General features: G+C 51.2%; 17 protein-coding genes and 1 tRNA gene. 16 read left to right on the plus strand and 2 right to left on the minus strand.

All coding sequences use genetic code 11. The features are described 5' to 3' along the window. The first annotated feature begins 6 nt into the window (after nt 1-6). The 16 genes from EYB30_RS09550 (at nt 7) to EYB30_RS09625 (ending at nt 15,825) form a co-directional block, all read left to right on the plus strand. Nucleotides 7-600 carry a hypothetical protein gene (locus EYB30_RS09550; RefSeq protein ID WP_166838700.1) on the plus strand — a complete coding sequence of 198 codons (594 nt, stop codon included), beginning with the start codon at nt 7-9 and terminating at the stop codon, nt 598-600. Between the two features lie 74 nt (nt 601-674). Beyond that, a complete protein-coding gene (locus EYB30_RS09555) occupies nt 675-1,814 on the plus strand; it encodes a phage protease (protein ID WP_166838701.1) in 1,140 nt (379 codons plus the stop codon). After that, nucleotides 1,814-2,743: a Mu-like prophage major head subunit gpT family protein gene (locus EYB30_RS09560; protein WP_166838702.1), complete on the plus strand. Its 930-nt coding sequence runs from the start codon at nt 1,814-1,816 to the stop codon at nt 2,741-2,743. The genes EYB30_RS09555 and EYB30_RS09560 overlap by 1 nt, the downstream gene beginning before the upstream one ends. A 61-nt stretch (nt 2,744-2,804) precedes the next feature. Then, nucleotides 2,805-3,272 (plus strand): HI1506-related protein, encoded by a 468-nt coding sequence (locus EYB30_RS09565; RefSeq protein WP_166838703.1) that lies wholly within the window; start codon nt 2,805-2,807, stop codon nt 3,270-3,272. Next, nucleotides 3,272-3,700 (plus strand): gp436 family protein, encoded by a 429-nt coding sequence (locus EYB30_RS09570; protein WP_166838704.1) that lies wholly within the window; start codon nt 3,272-3,274, stop codon nt 3,698-3,700. The genes EYB30_RS09565 and EYB30_RS09570 overlap by 1 nt, the downstream gene beginning before the upstream one ends. Further along, nucleotides 3,700-4,122 carry a phage tail terminator protein gene (locus tag EYB30_RS09575; protein ID WP_166838705.1) on the plus strand — a complete coding sequence of 141 codons (423 nt, stop codon included), beginning with the start codon at nt 3,700-3,702 and terminating at the stop codon, nt 4,120-4,122. The genes EYB30_RS09570 and EYB30_RS09575 overlap by 1 nt, the downstream gene beginning before the upstream one ends. A gap of 14 nt (nt 4,123-4,136) precedes the next feature. Then, on the plus strand, nt 4,137-4,883 hold the full coding sequence (locus EYB30_RS09580) for a phage tail tube protein (RefSeq protein ID WP_166838706.1): 747 nt from the start codon (nt 4,137-4,139) through the stop codon (nt 4,881-4,883). A gap of 68 nt (nt 4,884-4,951) precedes the next feature. Then, nucleotides 4,952-8,494 carry a tape measure protein gene (locus tag EYB30_RS09585; RefSeq protein ID WP_166838707.1) on the plus strand — a complete coding sequence of 1,181 codons (3,543 nt, stop codon included), beginning with the start codon at nt 4,952-4,954 and terminating at the stop codon, nt 8,492-8,494. After that, complete coding sequence (locus tag EYB30_RS09590) at nt 8,491-8,856, plus strand: hypothetical protein (RefSeq protein ID WP_166838708.1); 366 nt, start codon at nt 8,491-8,493, stop codon at nt 8,854-8,856. Before EYB30_RS09585 ends, EYB30_RS09590 begins: the two co-directional genes overlap by 4 nt. Before the next feature lie 12 nt (nt 8,857-8,868). After that, nucleotides 8,869-11,292: a hypothetical protein gene (locus EYB30_RS09595; RefSeq protein ID WP_166838709.1), complete on the plus strand. Its 2,424-nt coding sequence runs from the start codon at nt 8,869-8,871 to the stop codon at nt 11,290-11,292. Between the two features lie 13 nt (nt 11,293-11,305). Next, nucleotides 11,306-12,328: a hypothetical protein gene (locus EYB30_RS09600; RefSeq protein ID WP_166838710.1), complete on the plus strand. Its 1,023-nt coding sequence runs from the start codon at nt 11,306-11,308 to the stop codon at nt 12,326-12,328. Continuing rightward, on the plus strand, nt 12,306-12,614 hold the full coding sequence (locus EYB30_RS09605) for a hypothetical protein (RefSeq protein ID WP_166838711.1): 309 nt from the start codon (nt 12,306-12,308) through the stop codon (nt 12,612-12,614). Before EYB30_RS09600 ends, EYB30_RS09605 begins: the two co-directional genes overlap by 23 nt. Next, complete coding sequence (locus tag EYB30_RS09610; protein ID WP_166838712.1) at nt 12,611-14,410, plus strand: hypothetical protein; 1,800 nt, start codon at nt 12,611-12,613, stop codon at nt 14,408-14,410. Before EYB30_RS09605 ends, EYB30_RS09610 begins: the two co-directional genes overlap by 4 nt. After that, nucleotides 14,403-14,630 carry a hypothetical protein gene (locus EYB30_RS09615; protein WP_166838713.1) on the plus strand — a complete coding sequence of 76 codons (228 nt, stop codon included), beginning with the start codon at nt 14,403-14,405 and terminating at the stop codon, nt 14,628-14,630. Before EYB30_RS09610 ends, EYB30_RS09615 begins: the two co-directional genes overlap by 8 nt. Nucleotides 14,631-14,657: 27 nt before the next feature. Next, nucleotides 14,658-14,987 carry a hypothetical protein gene (locus EYB30_RS09620; protein WP_166838714.1) on the plus strand — a complete coding sequence of 110 codons (330 nt, stop codon included), beginning with the start codon at nt 14,658-14,660 and terminating at the stop codon, nt 14,985-14,987. A gap of 4 nt (nt 14,988-14,991) precedes the next feature. Further along, complete coding sequence (locus EYB30_RS09625) at nt 14,992-15,825, plus strand: hypothetical protein (protein WP_166838715.1); 834 nt, start codon at nt 14,992-14,994, stop codon at nt 15,823-15,825. A gap of 147 nt (nt 15,826-15,972) precedes the next feature. On the opposite strand, the gene EYB30_RS09630 is transcribed toward EYB30_RS09625, so the two are convergent. Both EYB30_RS09630 and nadA read right to left on the minus strand, forming a co-directional pair. Further along, nucleotides 15,973-16,062 (minus strand) — tRNA-Ser (locus EYB30_RS09630). A 115-nt stretch (nt 16,063-16,177) separates the two neighbouring features. Next, on the minus strand, nt 16,178-17,236 hold the full coding sequence (gene nadA / locus EYB30_RS09635; RefSeq protein ID WP_166838716.1) for a quinolinate synthase NadA: 1,059 nt from the start codon (nt 17,234-17,236) through the stop codon (nt 16,178-16,180). Nucleotides 17,237-17,306: the final 70 nt, after the last annotated feature.

Below are 17,306 nucleotides of genomic sequence, written 5' to 3' on the forward strand. Positions count from 1 at the left end.
TCTCGTATGGAATTTGAAATTAGAGATCTTGTTGTTGCAGCCGCATCAGCTACTTTTACTTTGTTCGTGTCTTGGTTTGGCTCTTTCTTAACAACAACTAGCGAGAAGAGAAAATCATCTCAAACTCTAAATCATCAAATAGACTCACTAAATACGGAAATGGCTGACCTCATTACTATGGTCAAGGTATTTAGCGATGCGGCTTCGAATGCCTTAGATGAAACCATTAAAAGCCAAAAGCCATCGCTGCTGTATGTTCCGCCACTAGAAACGCCAATTTACTCGGAGTTTTTTAAAATAGTGCATATTCACTACCCAGAAATAAAGCGGCAAAATATTAGGCATTTTTATAACTATGTTCGTGAAATTAATATTATTTCAGAAAGGTTTAGAAGCTACACACAATCAATGACTTTGGAATCCAGGGCTATTTTAGATGCTTATTATCTAAAAATGTTTTGTTTTAGCTTGGAAGCTTTATACAGAAACTTAGAAAAAGACAGCTTCAAAGATGACATCGACTATCACCTGCAAAAAGAAGAGGCCGGATTGCAATACCAGCAAGCGCTAGCCTCTCATTTTGTGAAGCCTGAAAGTTAGCAAAACGCTTTAATCTACAACCCCTAACCTAATCCCCCACAATCAGCCCAGGCTAATTACTTACCTGGGCTGACATGTTTAAAACTTCCACCACCTCACTTGCTGTACTTACTGCCATAGCTCAGGCCAACCAGGCTTTGGGCATTGCCGTATTAAGCGAGCAGATCAACAACACGGACGACTGGGTGCAGTTGCTGCCAGATGGCGAGTTCAGCAGCATTGATGGCCGTCCGCATGATGTACCTGGTGGCAAGTGGAAAATGAACGCAGAAATAGCCGAGCGTTTAATCAGCCAGGTGCAGCTGCGCGCCAATGAACGGCCCATTGATTACGAGCACCAAACCCTAAAAGCTGCTGAAAACGGCAAGCCTGCCCCGGCAGCTGGCTGGTTTAAAGAAATGCAGTACCGCCCAGGCAAAGGGTTATTCGTTAAACCGTCCTGGGTAGCCGACGCTAAACAACGCATTATTAACCGCGAGTACCGCTACTTGTCTGCGGTATTTCCTTACGACAAAACCACCGGCGAGCCATTGGAAATCCGAATGGCGGCGCTAACCAATTATCCCGGCCTGGACGGCATGCAAGCGCTGGCAAGTTTAGCCGCGCAGTTTGCCGCCCCTGGTAACAACTCCACCAACCCCAACCCAAGAGAGAAAGCCATGAATGAGCTGCTTAAACAGCTGCTTAGTCGGCTGGGTATTGTCATTGCAGACGGTGCCGAACCCACTGAGCAGAACATTAACGATGCCATAGCGGCGTTAAAAGCGATGGACGACGGCAAGGATAAAGTCGCGGCCTTAACTGCTGAAATCGCCAGCCTTAAAGCCGATACCGGCAACATCGACTTAACCAAGTTTGTGCCGGCTGCTACCTACCAGGCACTGCATGTTGAGCTGGCGGCATTAAAAGCCAATCACGATGTGTTGACAGTTGACCAGGTAATTGAGCAGGCCCAGGCCGAAGGTAAGCTGATTATTCCTGCCGAAATGGACTACCTGAAAAGCTTAGGCAAGCAAAGCCTGGCCGCACTTAAAGCAGCAGTAGATGCGCGCCCGGTAGTTGCCGCGTTAACGGGGAAACAGACAAAAGGAAAGGCCCCCGAAGACGCCGACAACACCACCGTGGCAGCCTTAACTGCCGACCAGAAAAACATCGCCGACCAGCTAGGTATCAGCTACGAAGACATGGCGAAAGACTTAGGAGTTAAACGCTAATGGCCATTGTAAACAGCGCAACGCTAAACGCCCTGCGGGTATCGTTCAGCAAAAAGTTCCAGGAAGGTGTCGCCCGCGCCCAGCCGCAGCTGACCGCTATTGCCACTGTGGTGCAAAGCTCGTCTAAGAGCAACACCTATGGCTGGCTGGGTCAGTTCCCTAAGTTTCGGGAATGGATTGGTGATCGTGTTCTTAATTCAATGAAAGAACATGCTTACGCCGTGACCAACAAAACCTTTGAAAGCACGGTAGCGGTACTACGTGACGACATTGAAGACGACAACGTTAGTGTATACGCGCCCATGATGGACGAAATGGGCTATGCCGCTGCGGTATTCCCGGACGAGCTGGCGTTCCCCTTGTTAAAGGCCGGTTTTACTACCCTGTGTTATGACGGCCAGAACTTCTTCGATACCGATCACCCGGTAAATGCCAACGTTGATGGCAGCGGTGCTGATACCTCAGTGTCCAACGTGATCATTGATGGTGCCTATGTTGGCGAGCCTTGGTTTTTGCTTGATGTCAGCCGCTCATTAAAGCCGATCATCTTCCAGGAGCGCCGCAAGGCCCAGTTCAATGTGATGGATAACCCGGACGATGAAGCCGTGTTTATGAGTAACCAGTTCCGTTACGGCACAGACATGCGCTGCAACGTGGGTTATGGCTTCTGGCAAATGGCGGTAGGCGTTAAGAAAACGCTGGGTTACCAAACGGTATGGGATGCCATCAGCCTGATGAAAAGCTTTAAGGCTGACGGTGGCAGGCCACTGGGACTGGGCAAAGGCAAGTTGCTGTTAGTTGTGCCATCAAACATGGAGCAGCTGGCACTGCAACTAAAAGAACGCGAGCACATTGACGACGGCAGCGGTACCACAGTGAGCAACGAGCTGCGCAATAAGTTCGACGTGCTTGTAGCTGACTTCCTGTAAGCCGACTTAACCCCAACATTGCCGCTCTGGAGCTGTTAGCCAGGGCGAGCTGGAGAACCCCATGTCAAAAGTATTAGTTATCTATGCGGTGGCGGCTCTGGCCGGCACGTTTCGCCGGGCCGGTACCGCCTTTACCACTGAGGGTACCGCTTTCCCGCAAGACCATTTCACTAAACAGCAGCTTGACGCCATCCATGCAGAGAAGCGCCTGTCTGTGCGTGAAATCGACGAAGCCGATCTGCCTGAAACAGTTGACACCCGACTGCTGGCAGCTGCAGCAGCAGGTAAAGCGGATGAAAAAGGCCAGGCGAAAAAAGGTGAAGACCACGCGCCGGCAGCTGAAACGCTGGAACAGGCATTTACCTGGTTAGACCCCAGCAACAAAGACCACTTTACCGCTGGTGGTGTGCCGCAACTGGATGCCTTAAGCCGTTTGCTGGGCCGCCCGGTAAAAGCGCCAGAGCGTGACGAAGCCTGGCAGGCGTTTGCTGCAAAACAAAACGCTAACCAACAGCAAGGCGCCCAGTAATGCCTTACTGCACTGTTGCCGACATGATAAGCCGCTACGGCCAGCAGGACATGATCTTGCTGAGCTGGCGTGAGGGCGCAGCCGACGGCGAGATAAACCAGCCGGTTATCGAGCAGGCCATTGCCGACGCCACCGCTGAAATAAACGGTTATATCGGCGGGCGTTACGAGCTGCCCCTTAGCCTGGTACCGGACGTGTTAGTGCGCCACTGCTGCGACATCGCCCGCTACCTGATGAGTGGTGACCGTACACCGGAAACAGTGCAAAAGCGTTACGACAGTGTGATCAGCTACCTGGTGAAAGTCGGCAAAGGCGACTTGAGCTTGGGGCTGTCGCAAGGCAACCCAACCGAACCCAGCGAAACCATTGCCATGATCCAGGCTGACGGCCAGGTGTTTAACCGCAAAAACAGCAAAGGGTTTATTTAATGCTGGATATAGCAGAAGACTACCTGGCAACAGAGCAGCACCTGGACAACGTGCTGGCCAGTGTGACCGGTTTAAAAAAGGTGTACTGCAGTGCCGACATGGCCGAGGTGACCGACAAAACCCAGGTTACCCCTTGTGCCCATGTCATTTACCTGGGCGACAAGGTACCGGAAAGCGTCGCTGCCGGCAGCCTAACCCACGTAACGCAAACATGGATGGTCGTGCTGGCCGTAAGGCTAAGCCGCGACAGCAGCAAGGAAGCTGGCCAGTTACTGGCGCGTACCTTACGCGCCGTGCAAAACAGCAGTTACGTGCAAGGTATAGGCCCGTTAAACCGGGTTAACGCAACCGCCAGGCCGTTGTTAAAAGGCGGCTTTGGTTATTACCCCTTGGCTTTTGAAGTCAAATTCCGAGTTAAATAAAAAGGAGATCGCCCATGAGCGGTTTAATGTTATCAGGCAACATCTTTATTGATCGTTTAACCGACACCGGTGAAAGCACGGGTTTAATCGGGCCGATCAACGTCACTCAATTAGCTATCAACACGCCCAGCAATGAAGCCGTGCGTACCAGCCGTAAAAAAGCCAGCTATGGCCAGGCGCTGGACGTAGTTAAAACGGCACAACCTACCGAAGTCACTATTGCATTTGACGACCAACCAGCTGAACTGTTAGCCATGGCGTTATTAGGTGACACAGCCGAAATTAACCAGGGCAGCGGTACCGCGCCCGATGAAGCTGTAACCCTGCCAGCGAACGGGCGCTGGGCAAAACTGGCCCATAGCAACCTGGCTGAAATAGGCATTACCGGTGCCATTGTGTCGCCAGCTGGCCCGCTTGATGTAGCCGTAGATTTAGAAATTAACTACGCAGCTGGTTTAGTGCGCGCCAAAAAAGGCGGCGCGATGGAAGCTGGCGGCGCTATTACCTTAACCTACCAGTACAACGCCATCAGCGGCATTTCAGTTAAAGGCGGTCTGCGCCCGCAAATTCGTGCCCGCATCCTGGGCGATATGAAGAACCTGGCAACAGGCAAAAATGCCAAGCTCGATATCCCGGAAGCGTCACTGGCGCCAACTAACGCCGTCGACTTTATGGCGTCTGAGTTTGTTAGCACCACACTGGCCGGCAAAATTAAGCTGCTGGACGGTAAAGACGCCCCGTTTGAATACCACGAACTGTAAGTAAAGCGTGACCAAACAAGTGAGGCTGCCCGGCCTCACTTTTTCCAAGCCCCGGAGCCGTTACCAGCATGAGCAAAAACCTCGAACTAGCACTAAAAATAGCCGCAACCGTAACAGGTGATAAAGACCTGGCGCGGATGGCTGACGCCGTGCGAGATGTAGGTAAAGGCGCTGCTGAGGCTGACCCCAAGGCTGATGAACTTGCCAGTTCGCTGGACAAACTGAGCAACCAGCAAAAGCTGATTCAGGAATTACAGGCAACAAAACGTGAGTTTGCAGCACAGGAAATTGCCACCGCTGCGGTTGCCTCTAAGTTAGAGGCACTTAAAAAGGAAACTAACGACACAGGCAAACCCTTTGTTGAGCTTGCCAAAAATGTTGATAAGGCCGAACAACAGCTAAGCGAAATGCGCAAAGAGCTGGACGCTACGGCTAGTAACCAAAACCGCCTGCAGGCTGAGTTAAAAGAAACCGGTATCGACACCCGCCAACTGGGTGCCGAGAAAAAGCGCCTGCAAACAGATTTAAAGAAAACCGCAGCCGAAGCACAAAAGCTAGGTAAAGAGTATTTGGCCGCTAATGGCCGGCAGGGTGCTTTTGGTGCTGGCGTTGCCAGTGTAACGGGCCGGCTGGTGGCACTGGCCGGTACTTATCTTGGCTTAAACCAGCTTGTAACGACCATTAAAAGCATCTTCAACACAGGCAGCCAGTTTGAAAAGTTAGGCGTGCAGTTTAACGCGCTAATGGGCAGCCTGGAGGGCGGCCAACAGGCCACAGCCTGGGTAAAGGAGTTCGCCAAGGACACCCCTTTACAGCTGGAAGAAGTTAGCAAAGCTTTTGTGCGCTTAAAGGCGTTTGGCATTGATCCGATGGATGGCACCTTACAGGCCATTACCGACCAGGCATTTAAGTTAGGCGGTGGCTTTCAGGAAGTCGAGGGCATTTCATTGGCCCTTGGCCAAGCCTGGGCAAAGCAGAAATTGCAGGGAGAGGAAATCCTGCAGCTGGTAGAACGTGGCGTACCAGTATGGGATCTGCTGGCTAAAGTTACCGGCAAAAACACTGCCGAACTGCAAAAGATGTCTGAGCAGGGCAAAATAGGCCGCGACGTAATAAAGCAGCTGATTGACGAAATGGGCAGTGGCGCACAGGGCGCAGCAGCGGCCAACATGTCACTGCTATCTGGCCTTATCTCAAATGCCAAAGATAACCTGGCACAGTTTTATAATCTGATCGCCACGTCTGGCTCTATGGATTGGCTAAAAGGCCAGTTAGAAGATCTAAACCGCAACTTTGAGCAGATGGCCGCTGACGGCACGTTGCAGCAGTGGGCCAAAGACATCAGCGACACCATTGTGTCTATTGGTGAGGGCATTAAAACCACCGCCAAAACCCTGTATGACTTTAAAGAGGTTATCGGTGTTGTTGCAGCAGCCTGGGCGACACTTAAGGTTGGCAGCTTTTTTCTTAATCTGATTGATGGCTCACGTAAAGCCGGCGTAGCTTTGCTGTCGCTGGTGGGTATACAAAAAACCGTAGACGCAGCCAATGCCAGCAACGCCCTGAGCATTGCTGACCTTACCGGCAAAATTCGTGGTGGCATTACGGCTACCGGCAACTGGGTTAAAAGCCTAACCGGCCTTGGCGGCCTGCTGGCAAAAGGTGGAATATTTGCTGGTGTTGCCTATGGCGTGTTTCAGATTGGCAGCCTGGCCAAAGCGCTGTGGGATTACAAAGATGCAGTTGATGAACTAAAAGTTAGTAAAGACGGGCTGGCCGACCAGGAAGCGCGGTGGACAGCTGAGATTGAGCGCATAAATATCGCGCTGGGTACCAACTACCAAACCCGCAAGGAAGTACTGCAAGCTGTTGACGATGGCATCTTGTCATATAACGCCGAGGCACAGGCTTACCAGCTGGCCACAAATGCGGTTAAGCAGAAAACCGAAGCCTTGATAGGGCACGGCTACCAGCTGGAAAGCAACACCGGCAAAATATCTGAACTTGAAGAAGCCTACAAAACCCTTGGTATTGTATCCACTAAAAGCCTGCAAGATAGCGCAGAACAATCCCGTATTGCCTACGAAACTATTGCTGCCGGCAATGAGCCCATCGAGCAACAACGCGCTGCATTCTTAAAATACGCCGAAGCTGCTGCTAAAGCTGCTGCTGCCTCTGGTGAAAGTGTACCTAATTATGTTGCCGAGCAAGCTGCCGCCCTTGGTCTTAAAACCGAGCTGGACAAGCTAACCGGCCAAAAAGCTAAAGCGGCAGATGTAACCAAGTTGCAGGCCGACGCTTACGGCAACATGCGTAACGACCTTAGCAAAACACAGCAGTCGATACAGGAATATAAAGACGTACTGGACAGCTCGACCGCCAGCAGCGAAGAAAAGCAGGCCGCAGCCGAGGCATTAGCAAAAGCTGAGACAAAACTAACAGCACATACCACCGCCCTAAATGAGGTTAAACAGCTGGAGTTAGCTACCTTCGCCCAGCTGCAGCAAAAGTACGAAGAGTACACCCGGCAAATGGAACAGCTGGACGAGCTTTACCGCACTAATGGCATTTCAGCTGCTGAGTATTTGCGCCAGAAAGACCGTTATGTGCAAGTGTTGAATATCATCAAACCCATGCTGGCCGGCTTAAAAGATGGCGAGCAGGAGTTGCAGCAGCAGACTGACTTTAGCAATAAAAGCCTGGCTGAACAGCAAAGCATACTTGAGGGGTTATCGGGTACGACCGGTAAGGCAGTGCAGTACATTAGTCTGCTTGCACAGGCCCAGCAGGCCCTGAGCACAGAGTTCAATTTAACCGACAAATCAACAAACGAGCTATCAGCCCGCGTTAAAGAGTTAAACGGCTTTATTGCTCAAAATAACCGGGTAACCAATATCTGGTGGACGGACTTAGCCAGGGCCAGTAATGCCGCCTTCACCCGTGAACGGCAAATCATCACTGAAACTATGCTGATCCGCAAATACACAGAGCAGCTAAACAGCAGCTCAGTATCACTACGCGATGTTGCGCGTATTTCTCAGGCCATGAAATTGCAATTTCGTGAACTGGGCGAAAGCGAACTGGCCCCGTTACGTAACGCCATTAGCGATGCCGAGCGCCGCATTATGTCACTACGTGACGGTTTACAGGGTACGTTCCGCAGCTTACAAGACGAGTTAGACCGGTTACAGGATAACCAGGCTGCTATTGAAAAACGCAACTACGACGCCCAGCTGGCCGAGCTGAACAGCAAGCTAAAGGAAGCACAAACCGCTGGTGATAAGGAAGCGGTAAACGCAGCCCGCCAGTCGCTTGCACTGGCCAAAGAAATCTACGCCATTAAGCAGGCCCAGCTTAAAGAAGAGCAAGCCACTCGGCAGCCGGTGAGCAACAACGACCCCGTTACCAATGCACCAACACCAAGGCAGCAAACACGCCAGCCAATCCAGACTACCCAGCCAGCTACAACCGGCACAAGTGTTACAAGTGGCAGCAACACCGTGCGCCTGGAGCTGGTGTTACCTGGTCGCAGCTTTAACGCAAGCATGGCCAGAACAGATGCCGCCAGCCTGCTGGCCGAAATTGAACGCGCAGCGAGTACATCAATATGATTATCGACACCATCACCGTGCCGGATATGCCCTGGATAAACGAATACAGCTACAGCAGCCGGGTAGCCAATACCCAGTATGCCGGCAGCGGTGCGCTGTTAGTTGAAGTAGCGCAAAAGCAGGCGGGCCGGCCAATAGTGTTGCAGGACGACATGCTAACCCGCGCCGAGGTAAACCAGTTACTTGCGCATAGCGAAGCAACACCCGGCAGCTTTGATATCACCCTGGGCGATGGACGCAGCTTTACCGTGATGTGGGATTACAGCAACGCGCCGGTAACTGCCACACCGCTACTGGACGAAGTAGACCCGGACAATGACAGCCTGTTAATGGCCGTTACCTTACGTTTTATCACCGTTTAAAAGGCAGTTTAAATGCTACGCACAGACCTGAAAATTTTTAAATCCGAGCGCATGACACAGCAGGCCGACGCCGGCGGCCAGCGCACCAGCAACGAAGTGCAAAACGGCCAGTTGAACGAAGTGTTTGGCAATATCAGTGATATCGACCATGCGCAATCCGCCGTAGACATTGCCAAAATTTACCCTGCTGTCAGCACTGCAGACACGGCCCTATTGCAAGACGGCCATATCCTGATTAACGAGCCGCCATTAGATCCGCTTGTCGACGTGATGATCATCGAGGCCGCAGCAGTAAACGACGGCAGCACCCGCGCTGATATCATTGAGGCCATTGAAAGCAGCTTGGTGCCCAGCCTTGCACTGCGCACTGGCCTGAGTGAAATGGTAGCCGGGCAAGATCAAATAGCTGCGCTCGATTTAACCCAGGCTGCAGCCTTTAGCGGCGAGCAGCCAACCGTTACTTTGCGCTTGGGCGGTATTTATGTAATTAGTGTGGAGTACACCGGCCTGGAAGACGCTGCCTGGCCGCGCTTTACCCACTTTATTAAAGTAACAGCCATAGAGCCGGATTTTGTCCGCTTTGAACCCCCGCTACCGCACCCGGCCCCAGGGCGCGGCCGTCTGGTAAACACCCAATCACGATGCACCGTGCTGCGCGATACTACAGCGGGCGCTGGCGTGATGTACCACGGCGTAACCCAGTTAACTGCCAACAGCGCCGGTACCACGTTAAATGTAGCGCGCACCAGTGGCCGGGTTACCCCAAACATTACCGAGGCCGTCGAGCGGGCTAATAACGCCCCGTTTTTGCAAGAGTTAGGTTTAACAGCCAAAGAGATAGCCATTCCTGCGGTGGGGGTGTCTTACACCGTAGCAATCAGCGACCACGCGCAGCTTGTATCAGTGGTCAACTACTTTAACATTAGTTACCTTTACCAAGGCAGGCTGCGTAAAATCAGCAAGCGGCCCGAAGACCTGGTAAATAACTCTCTGAGTTTTGTGCTACCCAATATGCCCGATGCGGGCACAGATGTAATCGTCAGCTACTACAGCAGCGATAAGTACAGCAGCTACAACAATGCAGGGCCATTGCCAGCCGGTTTCAGTCTTCTGTTACAAACCATACAGGGTTCAGTGCAGCGCATATCAGACGGTAAAACATTTAGCGTGCGCGTTGATGATAATGATTACACCCGATTGTTAGTGTGGATTAACACTGAAAACCAAAACATGACTTTGCAGGTCGCCGTGGTTAACCCAGTAGATGGCACTGCAACGATGTACAACGGCTTTGACAACCTACAATACAATGCCGTGCTTTTATCAGATTCAGCCTCTGGCGAGGCGGCAACGGCTGCCCAGTTCGCCATACCATTTGATGAAACGCTACCAGCCACGTTTTATATGGCAGCAGAGCTAACTGCAGGCGGGCTAGTTTCTGCCAGTGGTGATGCCAACGGAGACATTACCGGTACCGGCGTCAGCGGTACCATAAATGGCAGCGTGGTAAACCTTAGCTTTACTCAGGCGGTAAAACTAAGCACCTTGCGCTATGCCATAAACGAAGTGGTGCAGCTAGTGCCGCCGCAGTCACTTTACGGCATTAACCAGTTACGGTTGCCTAACGGCGGCAAAGTGAATATTTTCCGGCCATTCGGTGTTGTGTGCGTTGCCAACAATGAGTATCAGCAGTTCGCCAGCTTAACTGCAGCCCAAACCATTGCCCGCCGGCCAAACAGCTTTATAGATATTGTCGACAGCACGGGCTCCAGTTTATGGCACCCGTTAAACAGCTATTTTGAGTACGACAAAGCCACCGGCGAGGTAACCATAGTCGACGCCAGCGCGTTTACAGCACCGTTTGAACTGGTTGATACCCTCAGTGAACTGGCGCTTGTAACCGGAGTTACCGACAATACCTTAAAAATTACCGCGCCACTACAAGGCAGCTTCCCTGCTGGCAGTATTGTTAGCAGCGTTTATCAGCTGGGCGATTTACAAGCGCGGGTTACAAACCTGTTTGACCAGGTAACATGGAATACCACATGGCAGGACACTATTCAGGGCGACCCGGCCACAGCCAACTACAACAGTATTAATTACCCCATTGAGCTAATTAACGCCGATGCGATTAACGAGCGCTGGGCCATCATTTTTACCAGTGACACAGCATTCCGCTGTGTCGGCCAGTTAGTTGGCCAGGTAGGTACCGGCGATACGTTAAATGATTTTGCGCCAATAAACCCGGCCACTGGCCAGCCGTATTTCGTTATCCGCTCAGCAGGCTGGGGCGGCAGCTGGTTGCCGGGCAACGTGCTGCGTTTTAACACCGTCGCAGCATCAAAACCAGCAGTGCTACTGCGCTCAGTATCAGCTGGCCATAGCGCTATAGATCAAGATTCAATCCGCTTGCACTTCCGTGGCAACGCCCAGTAAATAGGAGTTTTAAATGGCACAGGCAGTAACAGTATATCGTTGGGATGATGCAGGCGCGCCGCAGCTACCCAACGGCAAGCCCAGTGAAATTATAGACATATTAACTAAGTGCCTGGTAGACGGGTACGGTGACAAAACTCCGCTGGGCTGGACTCGACCTTTTTACGATGCTGTAAATCAGGCGGCAGCGTTTCGCAACTCTGTAGCGGATGGCGGTAGCGGCGGTTATGCCAAATTTTTTAGTAATGATGGTAGCGACAATAATAACGCGCTGATGCGCATTACCCATGCAGCCAGCATGACAGATATTAATACACTGTTCCGTCAAGGTTATACGCAGGCTTTGCGCGCCACAGCCGGTAGTGGTAATAACAAAACGGATAAATGGTTGCTGATAGGTACTAACACCGCTTTTTATTTTATCATGGGTCGCAATGTGTCCGTTCACGCCGGAAGTACATCATTCCCTAATTCTTGCATTTTTGTCGGCGATTACTATTCGACAATTCCGAGTGATGTATCCCGATTTATCACTTTAGCCGCCCCAGCGCAAACCGACACATCATTTGCCGGCTATTTGGAAACGCTAGACTGGTTGTGTGTCTCCGCCCAATATAGTAATTCGGCCTGCTTGAAACTTTATGATGCCGACGGTTTTGAATCGTTCATTCAGTATTCGCTTTGTAGTTTTACGAACAACAGCAGTGTAACAACCAATACCGTTTTTAATGCTGCGCCACCTTTCCCGCAAGGGTTGATACCTGTACATATTAAAGCTACAAGTCGCGATCAGGCTACAACTAACGTATCGGATAGGTTTGGTGTAATACTACCTAGGAGTCAGGTGTCACCGGTATATAGAGGAATATTACCCGGTTTGTTTAATCTAACATATATCGGTTACAGAGATCTGGCTTGGCCCAGTGTTGTCGAGATTGACGCGCAAAATTATTTACCGCTCAGAAACCCTAATGGCGGCCCGATAAACGCTGCAATTAATCTGGAGATCTGGCATGACCCTTTTGCTGCGCTATGAACCGCCGTTCACGACACCAATTAACTGCGGCCTAATTGAGCTAGATATCGACCCTGCTGCTGAGCGCTACGTTGTAATGGATCGCATTAATTTAACAGTGCTGTGGCACGGCGTGCCGCCTGCAGTGGGTAACGCAAAAATACGGTTGCCGCTTAGCTATACAATCGAAAACAACCTAATGGCATTGATACTGGACGATGCCGGCAGCCCAAGCTACTACGTAAACGGCAATGACAAAATACAGGCATCGCTGGTTGACGCCAGAACGGTGCAACTAAACCCATGACAGCTATTCAGCTGCGGTTTACCCGTACCGGCCCCGGTGTTGTCAGTCCAATCACCCTGCGTTATGAGGGTGACGAACCGCCACCGCCGCTACCGATACAAGAGCCAAATATCATAATGGCCGTAAGCAGCCGTTACAGCGTGCGCGCTGGCCATTTAAGCCGGCAGCTTAAAACCAACTGGGCCAGTGGCGATATTACTAATGCAATACGCGTGCGCTGGTCGTCTGACCCGATAACCATAAAAGTGGTTTACTCGATATGGACAACAGCGCCTTTGGTAACGCAGCAAACCGGCACAACCTGGACAAGCAACTGGCCGGTAGTGGAAAAGCAAACCCAGATTAACTGGGGCGGCTATCAGCAGGTATATGCAGCAACGCAAACCAAATGGGCGCGCTGGCCAGTAGTTAGCCGCCAGCTGCAAACAGTATGGCTGCCAGCAGTTAAATTACAGCAGTTGCTAACAGCCCAGCGCTGGCAGCACACAGATATTGCCGAGCATTTTACCCAGCTGTTTTATAACCACGGCAGCGATATAGCACAGGCCACAAAACTGCGATGGGGCCCAAGGCCACCAAGCTATATTTGCAGCCAGGACGCACGGCCAACAAGCGGCGTGCTCACTCTGCGGTTTCACACAGTCGGCGCACCAACCAGCGGCGTATTAACACTGCGCTTTAGCAACGAGCACAACCCCGTAGTGTGTGTACTGGACATAGGCGGCGGGTTAATACCGCCACTGCCAGAGCTGCCAACCATAGACATAACAACACCGATAACGCCGCCCCGGCGCAGGAGCTACATTATGCAGCCACAGTTACGCTGCTACCGCGTAAGCGACAACCAAGAGATAAACATCATCAGCGCCAACTGGAGCATAAGCCGCAGCCAGTGGGGCGCAACCATCAGCCTTGTGTGCGGCAGTAAAGGCGATAAGGATCTGCTGTTCGCCGGTGGCCCGCAGGAGTTTAAGCTGGTTATTAATGGCTACGAGTTCTACGGTTTAGCAGAACGCGCATCTTTAGCCGCATCTTTTGGCAGTAATGTATGGACAGTTGCAGGGCGCAGCAGCATTGCGGAGCTGGCCAGCCCGCATGACGCGCCACGTTCTTACAGTAACGCCATCGCAAAAGGTATTGCCGCGTTGGTATCGGACGAGCTGACAGGCACCGGCTGGACACTGGATTACGGCCCCACACAATTTAATGTGCCCGCCGGTGCATTTTCGTATGTAAACAAAAGCCGCGTAGAGGCCATTGCACAAATAGCGCAGGCAATTGGCGCTATGATTTACCCCGATGGCGCAACTAAAACCCTGCGTATCCGTCCACTATGGCCGGTAACGCCTTGGGCCATGGCAGGAGCAACACCGGCTGTTGCAGTGCATGACGATGTGATCCTGTCCTATAACTCCGAGCCATCAATTAGCCCGCTATACAACAAAATATTCGTTCGCGGCGAGCAACAAGGCGTTTTCGGCGGTGTGCGTCGCACAGGCACAGCAGGCGATAAAGTGGCACCGGATATCGTCGACGCGCTGATAACAGACGTTATTGCAGCTCGCCAACGAGGCACTGCAGAGCTAGCTGGCAGCGGCAACAAAGATGTGATCTCACTTACAATGCCAATAATGGACTTACTACCACCTTGCTTACCAGGGCAAATATTAGGTGTTACATGGCAAACAGAAACCTACAAAGCGCTGGTCGACAGCATTGCCATATCAGCCCAGCGCAGCCAAAACGGCCAGCTGACAGTACGCCAAAATGTAGGAGCATTACGCAGCTATGAGTAACAGCTACCGCCGCCTGCGAACACTAACGCAAACCCAGCCCCGCACCGTGGCCACAGTAACCAACCACAACTTAGACGGCACCAGTACAGTGCAGTTAATGGGCGGCGCTTACATCACCGTATTGGGGCAAGATGTAGCGGTTAACAGCAAGGCATATATAGAGGGCGGCCGCATCATCGGGCAAGCAGCGGATTTGCCCTACACGGAGATTGAAATATGATAAAACAATGGCCGCAATGCGCAAATATTGTACGGAATCATTAGATATCAAATTTTCATCATACAAAAATCGTTATCCTCAGATAGTTTAGCGAGCGGATTTCTGATAATTAATAACCTCAATAAATGGAGTAGCAAAATGTTCAAAAGAACAATCACAACATCAATAGTTATCGCATCATTATTTTGCCCTGGTTTGGCTGTGGCAAACGAGACATGTGAGGCACTGACAGACCCAGTAGCGCAGTTTTCGTGCTGGATTGGTGGTGGCGATGTTGTTCAGCCCATGGGGCCAGGTTCAGGTGGTACCGGTGGTTCAGGTGGTGGCACTGAAGAAGTAAAGAAAACTGCTGGGTAGTTTGATGGATAATATTACAGCATTTTTGCTGGATACAATTTGGATCGTATCATTTGCCCTGGCGATGTTTTATAACATAGCCAGGCGCAGAGACTTAAAACCAATTATCTGGTTGGCGGGTGTTTTAGCCGCTGTATACGCGCTTAACCATATTGCTACAGCGCTGCTGTTTGACGGTAAAACATTCAGGCAGCATGTTACCTTTCAGTATGTGTTGTGGAGTATGGCCTGCATGTTAATCATGCTGGTGATGCTGGTTTTCAAAGTGGTCACCCAGATGCGTTTATATTGGGTTACCTGGGCAGTTTTTGCGTTGCTTGCTGTAGACATTATGGGCAACGCACTGATGCACATTGACCAGAACATTATGGGGTTAAACGACTTTGGGGCACCTAATATTGTCTGGATTCAGGATAGATGGTGGCTGTGGTATTGGTACTCTGCTCAGAGCAATATCAATAACTGCTTAATGCTGGCGGTGTTGTTTTTGCCGGTGGGTTTGGAAAGTGGGCTAAAGATGCAAACAAACATAAGAAAGGTGTTTAAAAGCCTATTAAACGGATTTAATTTCTTCCGGTTTGTAGGCGGAGTGAACACCGCATATAACAGATTAATAGTGATACAGGACATGATCGATGCTATGCCGGCGTGTGAGCAGGCACAGGCAAAATCACTGCTATCATCAGCACAAGAGCTGCTATACCGGCAGGATGAAACCGGAACAGATCATATGGATGGTATTCACTTATTACTCGATGCAGCTGCCCACGTTGCCCTGCACTACTCCACAGCCCCTGCCACACAATACACAACCGCCTTAAACGCAAAGAGCAGGTAACCCTGCTCTGCAAATTCTCAAACTACCCTGCGATTTACCACCGGTCTATATTCTCAAACTACCCTGCGCAAATTCTCAAACTACCTGCGCGGCTACAGCATTAAAACAAAAACCCCGAGCTTTTGGCTCGGGTTTTTTTTTTTAATCTGGCGGAGAGAGAGGGATTCGAACCCTCGTTAGGGGTTAACCTAAACACACTTTCCAGGCGTGCGCCTTCAGCCACTCAGCCATCTCTCCGGAACTTGCGTTGCAAGCGCGGCTATACTAGGGAAATTCCTACCCCGCTGCAACTGTTATCTCTCTCTGATGCCTGCTTATGGCTGATTTTTAAGCATTTAGGCAACAGCAGTGCTCAGGCGTTGCCTTTTACCTGCATTCTTTGCTCTTTGGCAAAGTTAAGCATGCGGTTAAGTGGCAGCAAGGCTTTTTCGCGCAGCGCGGCATCAACGAAGATCTCATGGCCACTGGTGTCTGTCAGCGCCGCCTCAATCGCTTTTAAGCCGTTCATTGCCATCCAGGGGCAATGAGCGCAGCTGCGGCACGTTGCGCCGTTACCGCCGGTTGGAGCTTCGATAAATACCTTATCCGGCATCTGCTGCTGCATCTTATAAAAGATGCCTTTATCGGTTGCGACAATAAAGGTGTCGTTAGGCAGCGTTTGGCTGGCTTTAATCAGCTGGCTGGTTGAGCCTACCGCATCGGCTAACTGCACCACGCTGTCGGGCGACTCCGGATGTACCAGTACAGCAGCGTCCGGATGTTGTTTTTTCAGCTCTACCAGGGCCTTGGCTTTAAATTCATCGTGCACGATACAGGCGGCGTTCCATAGCAGCATGTCGGCGCCGGTTTGCTTTTGTACATAAGCGCCCAGGTGTTTATCCGGGCCCCAGAGAATTTTTTTGCCCTGGCTGTCCAGGTAATCTACTACGTCCAGTGCAATAGACGAGGTTACCACCCAGTCGGCACGGGCTTTTACCGCTGCTGAGGTATTGGCATATACCACCACGACACGGTCAGGGTGCGCGTCACAAAAGGCGGAGAATGGCTCGGCCGGGCAGCCTAAATCCAGTGAACAGGTGGCGTCCAGGGTTGGCATCAGCACAGTTTTATTTGGCGTCAGTATTTTCGCCGTTTCGCCCATAAACTTAACGCCGGCAACTATTAAGGTTTTTGCCGGATGCTCATTACCAAAGCGTGCCATTTCCAGCGAGTCAGACACACAGCCGCCGGTTTCTTCTGCCAGCGCCTGAATTTCCGGATCGGTATAATAATGCGCAACCAGCACAGCGTCTTTTTGCTGTAATAACGCTTTGATACGGTCTTTATAGGCAGCTTTATCTGCGCTACTCAGTGGTACCGGCTTTTTCGGAAAAGCAAAGTCTTGCTCTGTGAAATACAACGTCTGTTCCATAGGGCTTACCCGCCGACTGTAAAGGGCGGCTATTATAGCGCTGCACGCTAAGAAAATACAGTGTGGTTGC

This window comes from Rheinheimera pleomorphica (genome assembly GCF_011634895.1).
Lineage (GTDB): Bacteria > Pseudomonadota > Gammaproteobacteria > Enterobacterales > Alteromonadaceae > Alishewanella > Alishewanella pleomorphica.